Source organism: Streptosporangiales bacterium, assembly GCA_009379825.1.
Classification (GTDB): domain Bacteria; phylum Actinomycetota; class Actinomycetes; order Streptosporangiales; family WHST01; genus WHST01.
The window spans coordinates 32,169-47,422 of sequence record WHTA01000043.1 but is presented as its reverse complement, the minus strand read 5'-3'; the positions used below and the strand labels follow the sequence as shown (position 1 = coordinate 47,422).

The window sequence follows — 15,254 nt, the reverse complement described above, 5'->3', positions numbered from 1 at the left end:
GGGCGCAGCCGGGCAAGTGTGGCCGGCCAGGCGGGCGGGCGCAGCCGGGCAAGTGCGGGCCGGGCAGGCGCCGGCCGCGCGGGGTGGGGATGCTGGCATCGGGGCGGGCAGTCACGCCGGTGCGGGGCGTGCCCGGGAGGGTTTGGCCGACGGTCGTGGGTTAGCCGCCGCTTATGGCGGTTTCGGCGCCTGGGGGTGGGGTCGGGTCGTCCGGGTCGTCTAGCCAGCCGTCGGGGAGGTTTACGCGGCGGGGGCTGCCTTGGCGGCCGCGGGGTACGGCCTCGTGGTCTACCGGCCAGGGGATCGTGCGGTCCAGGCGGCCGAGCAGCCGGTCCAGGTCGGCGAGGGTGCTCACCATGCCGAGCACGCGCCGCAGGTCGGGGCCGACGGGGAAGCCCTTGAGGTACCAGGCGACGTGCTTGCGGAACTCGCGTAGGCCCTTGTCCTCGCCCACGTACGCGGCGAGCAGTGCGGCGTGCCTGCGCATCACGTCCGTGACCTCGCCGAGGGTTGGCCGCACCGTGGCGGGCCGGCCGGCGAAGGCGTCCGCCAGGTCGCGGAACAGCCACGGCCGGCCGAGGCAGCCGCGGCCGACGACGACGCCGTCGCAGCCGGTCTGCCGCATCATGGCGACGGCGTCATGGGCCGCCCAGATGTCGCCGTTGCCTAGCACGGGGATGGACACCGCCTGCTTCAGCTCGGCGATCGCCGGCCAGTCCGCCGTGCCGGAGTAGTGCTGCGCGGCCGTCCGCGCGTGCAGCGCGACTGCGGCAGCGCCCTCGTCTTCGACGATCCGGCCCGCTTCGACGAAGGTCAGGTGGTCGTCGTCGATGCCCTTGCGCATCTTCACCGTCAACGGCACCGGGCCCGCCACTCGCACCGCCGCACGCACGATGTTGCGCAGCAGCTGCCGTTTGTACGGCAGCGCGGACCCGCCGCCGCGCCTGGTCACCTTCGGCACCGGGCAGCCGAAGTTCAGGTCCACGTGGTCGGCCAGGTCGTCGTCGACGAGCACGCCGACGGCACGTGCCACGGTCGCCGGGTCGACGCCATACAGCTGCACGCTCCGCGGCGCCGCGCCCGGCTCGAACGCCACCATGCGCAGCGTCTCCGGGTGCCGCTCCACGAGCGCCCGCGCGGTGATCATCTCGCTCACGTACAGGCCGGCGCCGTACTCCCGGCACAGCGTGCGGTACGGCGCGTTGGTCACCCCGGCCATCGGCGCGAGCTCGACGGGTGGCCACACCGGGTAAGGCCCCACCTGCAGCGGGGTGAACTCGGATGCGTCGAGGAGCTGTGTAGACGTGCTCATCGGTACGGCGTCAGCCCGGCAACCGCTCCGCCAGGTACGACTCGACCTGGGAGATCGCCACCCGCTCCTGCGCCATCGAGTCGCGCTCGCGTACGGTCACCGCCTGGTCGTCCAGGGTGTCGAAGTCGACGGTCACGCAGTACGGTGTGCCGATCTCCTCCTGCCGACGGTAGCGGCGGCCGATCGAGCTGGCGTCGTCGAAGTCGACGTTCCAGCGCTGGCGCAGCGTCGCCGCGAGGTCACGGGCCGCCGGGGAGAGCCGCTCGTTGCGCGACAGCGGCAGCACGGCCGCCTTCACCGGCGCGAGCCGCGGGTCGAGTCGCAGCACGGTGCGCTTGTCCACGCCGCTCTTCGCGTTCGGCGCCTCGTCCTCTATGTATGCGTCGAGCAGGAACGCGAACATCGCACGGCCGAGGCCGGCCGCCGGCTCGATGACGTACGGCGTCCAGCGGTCGCCCTTCTGCTGGTCGTAGTACGACAGGTCCTGCCCGGAGTGCTTCGCGTGCGTGCCGAGGTCGAAGTCGGTGCGGTTCGCGATGCCCTCGAGCTCCTCGAACTCCTTGCCACCGAACGCGAACCGGTACTCGATGTCGACCGTGCGCTTGGAGTAGTGCGAGAGCTTCTCCTGCGGGTGCTCGTAGTGCCGCAGGTTCTCCCGCCTGACGCCCAGGTCGGTGTACCAGTCGGTGCGGATCTGCAGCCAGGTCTCGTGCCACTCCTCGTCGGTGCCAGGCTCGACGAAGAACTCCATCTCCATCTGCTCCAGCTCCCTGGTGCGGAAGATGAAGTTGCCAGGGGTCACCTCGTTGCGGAACGACTTGCCGACCTGGGCGATGCCGAACGGCGGCTTCAACCGGGAGGACTGCATCACGGCGAGGAAGTTGATGAAGATGCCCTGCGCGGTCTCCGGCCTGAGGTAGTGCAGGCCCTCCTCGCTCTCGACCGGGCCGAGGTAGGTCTTGAGCATCGCGTGGAACATCCGCGGCTCGGTGAACGCGCCGCGCACGCCGCAGTTGGGGCACGGCACGTCGTCGAGGCCGTTCTCCGGCGCCCGGCCGTGCTTCGCCTCGTACGCCTCCTCAAGGTGGTCCGGCCGGAACCGCCGGTGGCACGACTGGCACTCGGTGAGCGGGTCGACGAACTCGTCCAGGTGGCCGGACGCCTCCCAGACCTTCGTCGGCAAGATCACCGACGAGTCGAGGCCTACGACGTCGCCGCGCAGCTGCACCATCGACCGCCACCACTGGCGGCGGATGTTCTCCTTCAACTCCACGCCGAGCGGACCGTAGTCCCACGCCGCCCTCGTACCGCCGTAGATCTCCCCGCAGGGGAAGACGAAGCCACGGCGCTTGCTGAGGTTGACGATCTTCTCGGTACGGTCGGCTGCCACGAGTCCTATCTCTCCATCCGGCTGGCGGTCGGCGGCGGCGGTTGTTTCCAGGAGGTCTGCTACGAGGCTACTGTGCGCGGTCGCTGGACCTCGAACCGGTTTCCGTGTCGAGTAGCACCTCGTACGCGCTGGGCTCGTCGTGCGCGGTGGCGAGCAGGGGTACGGCGCGCACCCGCACGTCGTACGCCGACAGCGCCCGCCGGTACGACCCGACGTTCTCCCACTCGCTGACGATCAGCCACTGGCTCGGCTCGTCGGCCGCCCTGGCGATCTTCGTCGCGACGTGCCCGTGGCACGGGCGCAGCGCGTCGACCAGCTCGCCGGCGCGCTCGAGGAAGCCCGCCTCGTCGGCTGCCGACACCGTGTGCTTGGTCACCGCCAGCATGTCCCACGCCCTTCCTCGACCGGCTGCTCGCCGCCTCCATGGTGGAGTACGCGTCCGCCGGCCGGGCGGGCACCCACCGGCGTACGGCCGACGGTCGTACGCGAGGATGAGTGTGGGCGAGAGAACCCGGAGCAACGAGGAGTCATGGCGAAGAAGTCCGGCCACCCGAACCGGCGGCGGTCAGCTGCCGGCCACCGGCCACCGGCCACGCCGAACCGTACGCCCGCCAGGGAGCGCCCACTACCCGCGGGCGACACGTTCGCCACCCCGGACGCGTCGCCGCTGCGCCGCTCCCTCGAACGCGGTAGCGCGGTGGTGCTGATGTTCCTGCACCGACTGCCCCGCTGGGTGCCGTTCGTGCTCATGCTCGGCCTGCTCGCCGCGGCCCTGTTGTTGCAGGGCGTGCTCGGCGCGGTGTTCCTCGGCATCCTCGCGCTGCTGCTGAGCTGGCTGGCGTTCCTGTCCTGGCCGAACCTCAGCGCCGGTCACCGAGGGTTCCGCGTGGTGTCGATCGCCGTCGTGCTCGCGTTCGCGGCGTACAGCGTGATCCAGGGCTAGCCCGTGCAGGTCGTCATGCGTCTGGTGACGGTCATACGACAGCGCCCACCTGCGTTCTGGCTCGCGGTGATCGCCTGCTGGTTCGCGTTCGGGCAGCTGGTGCTGCTCCCGCTGAACTACTTCATCAGCTGGGACGAGTCGATCTACTCCAGCCAGTTCGCCGGCGTCGTGCCGCACATCGCGCCGTCGCCGCATCGGGCGATCGGCATGCCGCTGATCCTCGGCCCGGTCACGAGCTTCACGGCTGAGCTGCCGGTGCTGCGCGGCTACGTCGCCGTACTCACCTCGCTCGGCGTCTTCCTCGCGTTCCGCGCCTGGGTGCCGGTGAACGCGAAGGTCGCGCAGATCGCCGCGGTGCTGTTCGCGACGAGCGCCCTGGCGCTGACCAACGGGCACATGCTCATGCCGAACCTGCTGACCGGGCTGGGGACGGTCGCGGCGATGGCGTACTTCGTCCGCACCGTCGAGCAGGACGGCTGGCGCTCGCGCAGCGGCCTGATCGCCGCGCTGGGTTTCATGTCGCTGATGCGTCCGACGGACGCGGTTTTCCTCGCCGGCGTGCTCGGCGTCGGCGTGCTCCTGGCGCGGCGGTGGCGGCCGCGCGCGCTGAGCACGATCGGCACGATGGTGGCCGGCCTGGCCATCGGCGGCATCGCGTGGACCATCGCCTCGGTGATCCAGTTCGGCGGCCCCATCCGTCGGCTGACGGCCACAAGCGACACCGCCGACGTCGGCCACGACCCGCTCGCCGTGCAGGCGTTCGAAGCGGTGTGGACGCAGCTGACGAAGGCCCCGGTCGGCACCGTCGCCACCGGTCTCGCCTACCTGGCGGCCGCGGTCGTGGTCGTGCTCGTCGTCCGGGGAGTGTGCAACGGCTGGCCGGAGCCGAAGTGGCTGCTCACCTTCGCGGCCGCGTTCTTGATCATCCTCCCCTACTACGTGCTGCTGGCCTACGCCTCGGCCCGCTACCACCTGCCGATGGCCGGGCTGCTCACCGTCGTCGCCGCGGCGGCGCTACACAAGCTGGCCACCAGGTGGGAGGGCAACACCCGCACCGCGGTGATCGGCGTCTGTGTGCTGGCCGTCCTGCAGTACGCGGGCGCGCAGTGGCAGGAGGCCACGCGGATGGGAGGCGCGATCCACGAGAGCCGGCTGGAGCGCGCCCGGTGGGCGGAGGTCATCGCGCGCGAAGGCGTCCAGCCGCCGTGCCGGGTGGCGGGACACCAGGCTCCGGCGTTCGCGTACACGCTGCGCTGCCACACCGGCGACAACCTGGTGTCGCTGCCGAACCTGACGCTGTGGCGGAACGAGCTGCAGCGGGAGTGGCCGAAGGCGCAGCGCAGCGGCGCCACCTTCGTCTACATCAAGAGCGGCTTCGGCGAGCCGAAGCTGGTCAACGGCTGGCGGCACATCTACCTGGGCCAGGAGAGCGGCGAACCGGTCTACGCGTACTTCCCGCCCGGCCAGGGCAAGGAGGGCTAGGTGTCCGTCGGGGCGAAGTTGGGCACAGCGCCGCCGTACCTGCGGTCGCGGCTGGCGTAGATCTCGCACGCGCGCCACAGGTCACGCCGGTCGAAGTCCGGCCAGAGCGTGTCGAGGAAGACCAGCTCGGCGTACGCGGACTGCCACGGCAGGAAGTTCGACGTGCGCTGCTCGCCGGAGGAACGAAGGAACAGGTCGACGTCGGGCATGTCCGGCTCGTCGAGGTACTTCGCGAACAGCCGCTCGTCGACGCGTTCCGGGTTCACCCGGCCGGCGGCCACGTCGCGGGCGAGGGCCTGGGCGGCGTCGGCGATCTCGCACCTGCCGCCGTAGTTGACGCACATGGTCAGGGTGAGCACCCGGTTGTCGTGGGTCATCTCCTCGGCGGTGGTGAGCTCCTTTATGACGCTGCGCCACAGCCGGCGCGGCCGGCCCGCCCAGCGCACCCGCACCCCGAGCTCGTGCATGTAGTCGCGGCGGCGCCTGATGACGTCGCGGTTGAACCCCATCAGGAACCGCACCTCGTCCGGCGGCCGCTTCCAGTTCTCCGTGGAGAACGCGTACGCGGAGATCCAGCGCACGCCGAGCTCGATCGCCCCCTCGACGACGTCGAGCAGGGCCGCCTCGCCGCGCTTGTGGCCCTCGACCCTGGGCAGGCCGCGCGCCTTCGCCCACCGCCCGTTGCCGTCCATCACGATCGCGACGTGCTTCGGCACCAGGTCTGCGGGAATGGCCGGCGGCCGGGCACCTGACGGGTGCGGGCTCGGCGTACGTACGTCGCGGGTGTTGCGGGGGCTCATCTGCGCCTCCGCGACCGCTTCGAGCGCTGGCCTCCGGCAGGTGCCGCGGCAATGTCGCGACGAGCGTACGGCTGACATCCGCGGCCCCTACCTACGGCCAGCTCCTCAGCTCCTTCGCGGCTCACGTGCGGTCCACCATCCGCAACGACCGCAGGCCGTTCTCCAGGTGCCACTGCAGGTACGCCGCGACCAACCCGGTCGCCTCCCTCCGGTGCCGTTGCTCGCTACCGTCGGCGATCGCCCACTCGCCGGCGAGCAGCGCGCCGAGCAGCCTCGCGGTCTCCGCGGCGACGGTCACGGACCCCGCCGGCCGGCAGTCGCCGCACACCGTGCCGCCTGACGCCACCGAGAACCAGCGGTGCGGGCCGCCGGTACCGCACCTGGCGCAGTCGCCGAGCGACGGCGACCAACCGGCGACCGCCAGCGCGCGGAGCAGGAACGAGTCGAGGACGAGCACGGCGGCGTGCGAGCCGTCGGCGAGCGTGCGCAGACCGCCGACGAGGAGCAGGAACAGCTGGACGGAAGGCTCGCGCTCCTCAGGCGTCAGCCGTTCTGCGGTCTCCAGCATCGCGGTGCCCGAGGTGTACCTGACGTAGTCGGTGGCGATGTGCTGGCCGTACGGGCGCAGCGCCTCGGCCTGGGTGACGATGTCCAGCGAGCGGCCCTCGTACAGCTGCAGGTCGACGTGGGTGAACGGCTCCAGCCGCGAGCCGAACCTCGACGTGGTGCGGCGCACCCCCTTGGCCACCGCCCGCACCCGGCCGTTGCGCCTGGTGAGCAAGGTGACGATGCGGTCGGCCTCGCCGAGCTTCTGGGTACGGAGCACGACTGCCTCGTCACGGTAGAGACTCACGCCCTCATCGTCCCATGCCGCGGCCGGCGATCGCAGGAAGCGCGGTCAGCCGGCGACGAGGAGCTGCACGCCCGCCTCGGCCACGGCGGCGCGGAACGCGGCCGGCGGCTCGACGTCGGTGACCACCGCGTGCAACCGGCCGAGAGCGGCGAGGAGGACGGGGGCGGAGCGCTGGAACTTCTCCCCGTCGGCGAGCAGCACCACGTGGTCGGCGATGTCCATCAGCGCCTTCTTCGTGGCACGCTCCAGGTCGGCGACCCCGTAGCAGCCGCGTTCGTCCACGGCCGACGTGCCGAGGAAGCACCACCGCACCCGCACCCGTGCCGCCGCCTCCACGGTGGCCGGCCCGATGAACGCCCGGTTGGGCGCATACAGGTCGCCGCCGAGCCCCACGCACCTCGCGTCCGGCCGTGCCAGCAGCGTCTGCATCACCGGGATCGAGTGCGTGACCACCGTCCCGTCGTACGCGTCCGGCAGGGCGTTCACCAGCGCGTGCGCAGTGGTGCCCGTGTCGACGGCGATCGCGTCGGCCGGTTCGATCAGCTGCACCGCGGTCGCGGCCAGCCGCCGCTTCGCGGCCACATTGACCTGCAGCCTGGTGTCGAACCCCGCCGCGGCGACGGTGTGCTCCGGCAGGCTCACCCCGCCGTGCACGATCCGCAGCTCGCCGACCGCCGCAAGCTGCCGCACGTCGCGGCGTACGGTCATCTCGGAGACCTCGAGGTGTGCGGCGAGCTCGGCCACGGTGCAGAAGCCGCGCTCGTGGAGCCTGGCCAGGACGGCGTCGCGGCGCGCCGGCGCCCCCGCGTACCGCAGTGAGGGGCTAGGCACGACGCCGCCAGCGACGAAGATGTGAGAAGTGCACCAAATCTCGTACTCCCTCTCGAAGCACAGACGCCCTTGTCTGAACAGACTTTAGCAAGTGCAGCACGATCGGGCCATTGACAGAAGGCTCGAGATTGTTAATATTCCACCATCTGTTCGCACCTTGTGAGGTCACCGATGACCGAGCAGTACCCTGAGCCGGCGCTGTTCGTCGGCGTCGCCGCCTGGGACGTGGTCACTGCCCTGCCACGCCCGCCGGCGTTCGACGGCCGGGTGCTCGTCGACGACCTGGTGGTCGCCGGCGGCGGCCCCGCGGCCACCGCGGCCGTGGCGTACCAGCGGCTGGGGCGGCCGGCCAGGCTGGCCGCGGCCGTGGGCAACGACGACGCGGGTGTCGCCATCCGCGCCGGGCTCGAGGCCGAGGGCGTCGACACCACACTCGTACGCACCCGCGAGGACGCCGGCTCGACCAGCTGCGTCGTGCTCGTCGACTCCGCCACCGACTCGCGGTCGATCTGCGCCCGCCCGGGCGCCGCGCCCCTGCTGTCCGCGGACGAGATCGGCACGCCAGGGTGGATCCACGTCGACCACCAGGGACTGCCGGTGGTCGAGGCTGCCCTGGCCGGCCTGCCCACCCGCCCGCTCGTCTCGTACGACGCCGGCAACCTGGACCCGCGGCCGTGCCCACCCGTCGTCGACCTCTACGCCCCGACCGTCGAGGCGCTGCGCGAGCTCTACGGCGGCGCGGACACCGACGACCTGCTCGACGCCGCGCTCGCCGACGGCGCAACCTGGGTGGTGGCCACCGACGGGCCGCGCGGCGCGTACGCCGCCGACGCCGGCGGGCACTACCGGGTGCCGGCACACGAGGACATCGAGGTGCGCAGCACGCTCGGCGCCGGTGACGTCTTCCACGGCGCGCTCGTCGCGGCGTTCAGCCGCGGCATGGACCTGCCCACCGCACTCGCGTACGCGAACGCCGCGGCCGCGCTGTCGTGCCGCGGCCTGGATGGTCGCTCCGCGATCCCCGACCACGACCGGACGCTCGAACTGGCCGCCCGCCGGCCGACCGAAGCCATCGGTTCAGCACAGTCATGACCACGTCACACCAGAGGAGACACATGCCCAGCCCGACCGGGTCCGCCGCCACCGACCTCGACACGCTCACCCGCCCCTCGGGCGGCTTCGCGATGCTCGCGGTCGACCAGCGGGAGGCACTGCGTGCCATGTTCGCCGAACGCTACGGCCGCCCGGTCGCCGACGCCGAGCTCACCGCGTTCAAGGTCGAGACCGTGCGGCAGCTGTCGCCGTACGCCTCCGGGGTGCTGCTCGACCGGCAGTTCTGCCTGGACGCCGTACTCGAGGCGGACGCCGTCGCACCCGGTTGCGGCCTGATCGCCGCCGCCGACGAGTTCGCCGGCGACGACCGGGAGTTCGTCGCCACCGTGCAGATCGACGAGGCCGTCGTGCCCGGCGAGGTGAAGGCCGCCGGTGCGGTGGCGCTGAAGCTGTTGGTGCTCTGGCGCCCGGACGAGGCGCCTGACGGCCGGATCGCCATGACCGAGGAGTTCGTCCGCCGGTGCAAGGAGGCCGGCCTGCTGAGCATCGTCGAGCCGGTGTCGCGCGGCCCGCGCGACGGCTCGACGTGGACGCCAGAGGACTGGAACGAGGGCGTCTTCGCGGCCGCCCGCGAGCTCGGCAACCGCGGCCAGGACCTCTACAAGGCCGAGGTGCCGCTGCACGGCGGGGGCGACGAGGCCGCCGTGCGCCGCGGCTGCGCCGAGCTGACCCGCAGTATCGACGGCCCGTGGGTGGTGCTGTCCACCGGCGTCCCGCACGAGCAGTTCCCGCGCGCCGTCGAGCTCGCCTGCGGCGAGGGCGCCTCCGGGTTCCTCGCCGGCCGCGCGGTGTGGCGCCAGGTCATCGGCGCCGACGACCAGGCCGCGGCGCTAGAGACCTACGCCGTACCCAGGCTGCGGGAGCTCGGCGACATCGTCGACCAGGTCGTGACGAACCGTTGACCGGGCCGCAGATCGTCCTCGGCACCGGTGGGCAGGTGCTGGTGGAGCCGACGCCGCCGGCAGCGCTCGAGCGCGACACCGACGTGCTCGGCGCGCCGGTGCACATGGGTATCTGCGGCAGCGACGTCCACGTGCTGCACGGCCGGCACCCGTTCGCCAAACCGCCGGTGGTGACCGGCCACGAGGTGGTCGCGCGGGTGCTCGCGGTCGGTACGCAGGTGACCGCGGTCGCGCCGGGCGACCTCGCGGTGGTCAACCCGCTGGTGTGGTGCGGCGAGTGCGAGCGCTGCCGCGCGGGGGTCGTCAACCAGTGCGCGAACGCCGCCGTACGCGGCTTCAGGGTGCCCGGCCTGGCCAGGGGCGAGGTCGTCGTCGACGCCGCCTACTGCCACCGGGTGCCCACCGGCATCGACACGCTACGGCCGTGCTGACCGAGCCGCTCGCCGTCGGCTGGCACGCCAGCGGGCGCGCGCCCAACCTCGACCGGGTGCTGGTGATCGGCGCCGGGCCGGTCGGCCTCGCGGTGCTGCAGTCGCTGCGCTGACGCGGCGCGGGCGAGGTCACGGTGGTCGAGCCGACCGCGTCGAAACGCGCACTCGCGACGAAGTTCGGCGCGACGGCGGCGTTCGCGCCCGAGCACCTGCCTGAGCTCACCGTCGACACCACGTTCGACTGCGTGGCCGCGGCGAGCACGCTCGGCGCGGCCGGCGCGGCCACCGTCCCAGGCGGCACGGTCGTGGTCGTCGGGGTGCCGAGCGGCGACACCGCGCTGCCGCTCGCCCGGCTGCAGCGCTGGGAGATCGACGTGCGCGGCACCGGGCTCTACGTCGGCGCCGACATCGACGCCGTGCTGCAGCTGCTCGCGACCACGGACTCCGGCATCGCCGCCCTCGTCACCGCCGAGTACCCGGTGACCGAGGCGGCCGCGGCGTTCGCCGCCACCGCAGACCCGGACCAGGTGAAGGTCACCGTCACCTGGCCCTCGTAAGCCCCAAGGAGGTTCGATGTCGAACGTTTCCACATCCCCACCGCCGTCGATGCGCAAGGTGGCTCTCGACAGCTTCGCCGGCGCGCTGATGGAGTGGTACGACTTCTTCCTGTTCGGCACCGCCGCGGCGCTGGTGTTCGGCAAGGTCTTCTTCCCCGGCAGCGACCCGGCGTTCAGCACCATCCAGGCGTTCGCCACCTTCGGCGTCGGCTTCGTCGCGCGGCCGCTCGGCGGGATCTTCTTCGGTCACCTCGGTGACCGAGTCGGCAGGAAGAAGACGCTGATCGCCACGCTCGCCATCGTCGGCAGCTGTACGTTCCTGATCGGGCTGCTCCCCTCGCACGCCGCTGCGGGCGTGTGGGCACCGATCCTGCTGGTGATCCTCCGGCTCGGCCAGGGCTTCGGGCTCGGCGGTGAGTACGGCGGCGCCGCGCTGATGGTGGTCGAGCACGCGCCCGCGGAGAAGCGCGGCTTCTGGGGCTCCATCCCGCAGGCCTCCGCGTCCACGGCGATCCTGCTGTCCACAGGAGCGTTCGCGTTGGTGAGCCTGCTCCCCGACGACCAGCTGTACAGCTGGGGCTGGCGGATACCGTTCCTGATCAGCGTGGCGCTGCTCGGCATCGGCCTGTTCATCCGCTCGAAGATCTCCGAGACGCCCGACTTCGAGCAGGTGAAGCACGAGGGCCAGGTCGCGCGCGTGCCGCTGGTGCAGGTGTTCCGCGGCGGCAGCGCCCGCACGGTGCTGGTGACGCTCGGCGCGCGGTTGGCGGAGACCGTCACGTCGAACCTCGGCAACGCGTTCGCCATCTCGTACATCTCAGGCACCCTGCTGCTCGGCGACACCGTGCCACTCAACGCGATGCTGGTGGCCGCCGCGATCGGCATCGTGGTGACGCCGATCTTCGGCGCCATCTCGGACCGGGTCGGCCGCAAACCCGTGTACCTGGCCGGTGCCCTGTTCGTGGTCGTCGCCGGGTTCCCGTTCTTCATGCTGCTGAACACCAAGTCGACCGCGCTCATCTGCGTCGCGCTCATCGGCATGTACGTGTTCGGCAACACGTTGATGTTCGCGGCCCAGGCGACGTACTTCACCGAGCTGTACGGCACCAACGTCCGCTACACCGGGCTGTCGCTGGCGTTCCAGGGCTCGGCGCTCATCGGTGGCCTGATGCCGTTCACCGCGGCCTGGCTGCTGAAGGCCGGGGGCGGTGCGCCGTGGCTGGTCGCCGGCATGCTCGTGCTCACCGCGCTCATCACCACCGGCTGCCTGCTCGTCACGAAGGAGACGCACCGGCCAGGCGCCGCGCGGCACGCGCAGCCGGCCGAGCCGGTGGCCAGCTGACCGACACACACCGAGGGCCGGGCGATCGCCCGGCCCTCGTCGTACGTGCTCTACGCCGCCGCGCGGTTGATCGCGGAGACCACGGCCTTCAGCGACGCGGTGACGATGTTCTCGTCGACGCCGACGCCCCAGAAGGTGCGGCCACCGATCTCGCACTCGACGTACGCCGCCGCGCTCGCGTCGTCGCCGGCGGACATGGCGTGCTCGCTGTAGTCGAGGAACCGCAGGTCGAACCCGGCCTTGCCGATCGCGTCCACGAACGCTGCGACCGGGCCGTTGCCGCGCCCCTCGAGCGTGGTGCGCTCGCCGCGTACGGTGGCGTCCACGGTGAGCGCGTCGTGACCGCCGTCCGCGGACGAGATCCGGTGCCCGTGGATCTCGAGCGGGCCGGTCACGGCGAGGTACTCGCGGTGGAAGATGTCCCACATCGGGCCCGGCTCGATCTCGCCGCCCTCGTTGTCCGTCTCCGCCTGGACGAGGTGGCTGAACTCGATCTGCAGCCGGCGCGGCAGGTCGAGCTGGTGCTCGGCCTTCATGATGTACGCGATGCCGCCCTTGCCGGACTGGCTGTTCACCCGGATCACGGCCTCGTACGTACGACCGACGTCCTTCGGGTCGACCGGCAGGTACGGCACCTCCCAGTGGCAGTCCCTCACCGGCATGCCGGTCTCCTCCGCCACCTGGTCCAGCGCGGCGAAACCCTTGTTGATGGCGTCCTGGTGCGAACCGGAGAACGCCGTGTAGACCAGGTCACCTGCGTACGGGTGCCGCGGGTGCACCGGCAGCTGGTTCACGTACTCGACGACCCGGCGGATCTCGTCGATGTCGGAGAAGTCGATCTGCGGGTCCACGCCCTGGCTGAACAGGTTCATGCCGAGCGTTACCAGGTCGACGTTGCCGGTGCGCTCGCCGTTGCCGAACAGGCAGCCCTCGACGCGCTGCGCGCCGCCCATCACGGCCAGCTCGGCGTCCGCGACTGCCGTGCCGCGGTCGTTGTGCGTGTGCACCGAGAGGCACACGTGCTCCCTGCGGGTCAGCGACCGGCTCATCCACTCGATCTGGTCGGCGTACACGTTCGGCGTGGAACGCTCCACCGTGCACGGCAGGTTCAGCACGATCTCGCGGTCGGTGCCCGGCTCCCAGACGTCCATCACCGCCTCGCACACCTCGAGGCTGAAGTCCAGCTCGGTGTCCATGAAGATCTCCGGGCTGTACTCGTAGCCGAAGTCGCAGCCGGGCAGGTACTGCTCGGCGTACTTCATCACCAGCTCGGTGCCCTCGACGGCGACCTGCTTGCAGTCGTCCCTGCCGTCACCGGCGAAGCCGAAGACGGTCTTGCGGAACACCGGCGCACACGCGTTGTAGAGGTGCACGGTCGCGCGGCGCGCGCCGGCGAGGCTCTGCAGGGTGCGCTCGATCAGCTCGTCCCTGGACTGGGTGAGCACGGAGATCTGTACGTCGTCGGGGATCTTGTCCTGCTCGATCAGCTCCCGGACGAAGTCGAAGTCGGTCTGGCTGGCGGACGGGAACCCGACCTCGATCTCCTTGTAGCCCAGGCGGACGAGCAGGTCGAACATGGTGCGCTTGCGCGCCGGGGTCATCGGGTCGATCAGCGCCTGGTTGCCGTCGCGCAGGTCGGTGGAGAGCCAGCGCGGGGCGGTGGTGATGGTCCTCGTCGGCCACTGCCGGTCCGGCAGGTCGACGGTCGGGAACGGGCGGTAGCGATGGATGGGCATACCGCTGGGTTGCTGCTCGATGCGGGTCATCGGTCTTCCTCCACGGAAAGGGCGTTCGGCTCGGCCGGACGCAACAACGCCCCGCGGCGGGTGGACCGGCCTGGCTAAGCCCCGCCGCGGCAGCGAAGCAGGAGGAACGCATACCGCATGACGTCAGCCACTGTACCTTCCGTCACGCAGCGTGTGTACCCCGGGCGTCCGACACCCGAGACGTCCGCCTTTGCGTGGCGCGCTGCGTGAAAGTTCCCGCAACTGCCTGCCGCCGGCTCGCCACACCGTGTCATCGTGTGCGCATGACTGCTCCCATCTGCTGCTCGATCGTCCCGCCGTTCCTCCTCGACGCGCTCGGCCGAGCCGACGACACCGCCATGTCGAGCCGGGCACTACACACGCTGCAGACCGACCAAGCGGTGCGCACCGCACGTGCCCGGGCAGCAAAGGTGACGGAGGAGAACGAGCCCAACCGCACCATCTACGACGCCAACAACGCGGAGACGCTGCCGGGCGACGTGGTCCGCGAGGAGAACGAGGAACCGACAGGCGACGACGCCGTGGACGACTCGTACGCACACCTCGGTGCGACCTGGCGGTTCTTCTCCGAGGCGTACGACCGCAACTCGATCAACGGGCGCGGGCTGCCGCTGCTGGCCACCGTGCACTACGGCGAGGAGTACCAGAACGCCTTCTGGAACGGCGACCAGATGGTGTTCGGGGACGGTGACGGCACCGTGTTCCTCGCGTTCACCGGCCCGCTCGACATCACCGCGCACGAGCTCACCCACGGCGTCACGCAGTACACGGCCAACCTCGCGTACGAGAACCAGGCCGGCGCGTTGAACGAGTCGATGTCCGACGTGTTCGGTGTACTGACCAAGCAGCACAAGCTCGAGCAGACGGCCGACCAGGCGGACTGGCTGATCGGCAAGGGGCTGCTCGGCCCGGACATCAATGGCAAGGCGCTGCGGTCGATGGCCGAGCCCGGCACCGCGTACGACGACCCACAGCTGGGCAAGGACCCGCAGCCGGCGACCATGGACGACTACGTGGACACGACCGACGACAACGGCGGCGTGCACATCAACTCGGGCATCCCGAACCACGCCTTCTACCTCGCCGCGACCGCGCTCGGCGGCAACGCGTGGGAGCGCGCCGGGCTGGTCTGGTACCAGGTGCTCACCTCCGGCGACCTCGCCACCGACGCCGACTTCGCCACGTTCGCGGAGTTGACCGTCGACCAGGCGGGTAGCCTCGACAAAGAGGTGCAGGACGCGGTCAAGAAGGCATGGACGGACGTCAAGGTGCTGTCGTGAGGATGCGGGTACGGCGCAGCGGCGGGTTCGCCGGCCTCAGCAGGTCAGGCGAGGCCGACCTCGGTGACGCGTCGCAGCCGGAGCTGCGCGCGTTCGTGGATACGCTGCGTACGGCGGCGACCCGCGGACCCGGCCAGGCGAGGGACACCTTCGTCTACCACGTCTCGCTGGACGACGGGCCTGAGCTCACCGTCCCCGAAGGCGCGCTGCCGGCCGACGCCAAGAGCCGCCTGGACAGAACCCTCACCTGAC

15 protein-coding genes and 1 pseudogene are annotated in these 15,254 nt (G+C 71.2%); 9 read left to right on the top strand and 7 right to left on the bottom strand.

Annotated features, from left to right (window positions below; all coding sequences use genetic code 11):
• Positions 1-160: 160 nt before the first annotated feature.
• From dusB to GEV07_19460, 3 genes are all read right to left on the bottom strand, one after another.
• Positions 161-1,312 carry a tRNA dihydrouridine synthase DusB gene (dusB, locus tag GEV07_19470; GenBank protein ID MQA04803.1) on the bottom strand — a complete coding sequence of 384 codons (1,152 nt, stop codon included), beginning with the start codon at positions 1,310-1,312 and terminating at the stop codon, positions 161-163.
• A gap of 10 nt (positions 1,313-1,322) precedes the next feature.
• Positions 1,323-2,702, bottom strand: coding sequence for a glycine--tRNA ligase (locus GEV07_19465; GenBank protein MQA04802.1), 1,380 nt, complete (start codon positions 2,700-2,702; stop codon positions 1,323-1,325).
• 67 nt (positions 2,703-2,769) lie between these two features.
• Complete coding sequence (locus GEV07_19460; protein MQA04801.1) at positions 2,770-3,087, bottom strand: antibiotic biosynthesis monooxygenase; 318 nt, start codon at positions 3,085-3,087, stop codon at positions 2,770-2,772.
• A gap of 234 nt (positions 3,088-3,321) precedes the next feature.
• Here GEV07_19460 and GEV07_19455 point away from each other — a divergent pair.
• Positions 3,322-3,645, top strand: a pseudogene (locus tag GEV07_19455) (hypothetical protein).
• 15 nt (positions 3,646-3,660) lie between these two features.
• Positions 3,661-5,127: a hypothetical protein gene (locus tag GEV07_19450; protein ID MQA04800.1), complete on the top strand. Its 1,467-nt coding sequence runs from the start codon at positions 3,661-3,663 to the stop codon at positions 5,125-5,127.
• Here the strand turns inward: GEV07_19450 and GEV07_19445 are convergent.
• From GEV07_19445 to GEV07_19435, 3 genes are all read right to left on the bottom strand, one after another.
• Entirely contained in the window at positions 5,124-5,927 is an 804-nt protein-coding gene (locus tag GEV07_19445; protein MQA04799.1) for an isoprenyl transferase, read from the bottom strand. The genes GEV07_19450 and GEV07_19445 overlap by 4 nt on opposite strands.
• A gap of 121 nt (positions 5,928-6,048) precedes the next feature.
• The gene (recO, locus tag GEV07_19440) at positions 6,049-6,780 is read right to left on the bottom strand and encodes a DNA repair protein RecO (GenBank protein MQA04798.1); all 732 of its coding nucleotides are present in this window, start codon (positions 6,778-6,780) and stop codon (positions 6,049-6,051) included.
• A gap of 45 nt (positions 6,781-6,825) precedes the next feature.
• Positions 6,826-7,611: a DeoR family transcriptional regulator gene (locus GEV07_19435; protein MQA04797.1), complete on the bottom strand. Its 786-nt coding sequence runs from the start codon at positions 7,609-7,611 to the stop codon at positions 6,826-6,828.
• Positions 7,612-7,782: 171 nt separating this feature from the next.
• On the opposite strand from GEV07_19435, the gene GEV07_19430 reads away from it, so the two are divergent.
• The 5 genes from GEV07_19430 to GEV07_19410 all read left to right on the top strand — a co-directional run bounded on the left by GEV07_19430 (position 7,783) and on the right by GEV07_19410 (position 11,956).
• A complete protein-coding gene (locus tag GEV07_19430; protein MQA04796.1) occupies positions 7,783-8,703 on the top strand; it encodes a ribokinase in 921 nt (306 codons plus the stop codon).
• Positions 8,704-8,726: 23 nt separating this feature from the next.
• Entirely contained in the window at positions 8,727-9,626 is a 900-nt protein-coding gene (locus GEV07_19425) for an aldolase (GenBank protein ID MQA04795.1), read from the top strand.
• On the top strand, positions 9,623-10,057 hold the full coding sequence (locus GEV07_19420) for an alcohol dehydrogenase catalytic domain-containing protein (protein MQA04794.1): 435 nt from the start codon (positions 9,623-9,625) through the stop codon (positions 10,055-10,057). Before GEV07_19425 ends, GEV07_19420 begins: the two co-directional genes overlap by 4 nt.
• A gap of 134 nt (positions 10,058-10,191) precedes the next feature.
• Positions 10,192-10,614 carry a zinc-binding dehydrogenase gene (locus GEV07_19415; GenBank protein ID MQA04793.1) on the top strand — a complete coding sequence of 141 codons (423 nt, stop codon included), beginning with the start codon at positions 10,192-10,194 and terminating at the stop codon, positions 10,612-10,614.
• 16 nt (positions 10,615-10,630) lie between these two features.
• A complete protein-coding gene (locus GEV07_19410; GenBank protein ID MQA04792.1) occupies positions 10,631-11,956 on the top strand; it encodes an MFS transporter in 1,326 nt (441 codons plus the stop codon).
• A 50-nt stretch (positions 11,957-12,006) separates the two neighbouring features.
• Here the strand turns inward: GEV07_19410 and leuA are convergent, their stop codons facing one another.
• The gene (leuA, locus tag GEV07_19405) at positions 12,007-13,692 is read right to left on the bottom strand and encodes a 2-isopropylmalate synthase (protein ID MQA04791.1); all 1,686 of its coding nucleotides are present in this window, start codon (positions 13,690-13,692) and stop codon (positions 12,007-12,009) included.
• Between the two features lie 293 nt (positions 13,693-13,985).
• Between leuA and GEV07_19400 the strand changes: the two genes are divergently transcribed.
• A complete protein-coding gene (locus GEV07_19400; protein ID MQA04790.1) occupies positions 13,986-15,002 on the top strand; it encodes a peptidase M4 family protein in 1,017 nt (338 codons plus the stop codon).
• Positions 14,999-15,253, top strand: coding sequence for a hypothetical protein (locus tag GEV07_19395; GenBank protein MQA04789.1), 255 nt, complete (start codon positions 14,999-15,001; stop codon positions 15,251-15,253). The genes GEV07_19400 and GEV07_19395 overlap by 4 nt, the downstream gene beginning before the upstream one ends.
• Position 15,254 lies beyond the last annotated feature (1 nt).

What these genes read in the sequence shown, in the direction of transcription:
- dusB (MQA04803.1), bottom strand. Translation starts at nt 1,312, where the DNA reads ATGAGCACGTCTACACAGCTCCTCGACGCATCCGAGTTCACCCCGCTG.
- GEV07_19460 (MQA04801.1), bottom strand. Translation starts at nt 3,087, where the DNA reads ATGCTGGCGGTGACCAAGCACACGGTGTCGGCAGCCGACGAGGCGGGC.
- GEV07_19450 (MQA04800.1), top strand. Translation starts at nt 3,661, where the DNA reads ATGCGTCTGGTGACGGTCATACGACAGCGCCCACCTGCGTTCTGGCTC.
- GEV07_19445 (MQA04799.1), bottom strand. Translation starts at nt 5,927, where the DNA reads ATGAGCCCCCGCAACACCCGCGACGTACGTACGCCGAGCCCGCACCCG.
- GEV07_19430 (MQA04796.1), top strand. Translation starts at nt 7,783, where the DNA reads ATGACCGAGCAGTACCCTGAGCCGGCGCTGTTCGTCGGCGTCGCCGCC.
- GEV07_19425 (MQA04795.1), top strand. Translation starts at nt 8,727, where the DNA reads ATGCCCAGCCCGACCGGGTCCGCCGCCACCGACCTCGACACGCTCACC.
- GEV07_19410 (MQA04792.1), top strand. Translation starts at nt 10,631, where the DNA reads ATGTCGAACGTTTCCACATCCCCACCGCCGTCGATGCGCAAGGTGGCT.
- leuA (MQA04791.1), bottom strand. Translation starts at nt 13,692, where the DNA reads ATGCCCATCCATCGCTACCGCCCGTTCCCGACCGTCGACCTGCCGGAC.
- GEV07_19400 (MQA04790.1), top strand. Translation starts at nt 13,986, where the DNA reads ATGACTGCTCCCATCTGCTGCTCGATCGTCCCGCCGTTCCTCCTCGAC.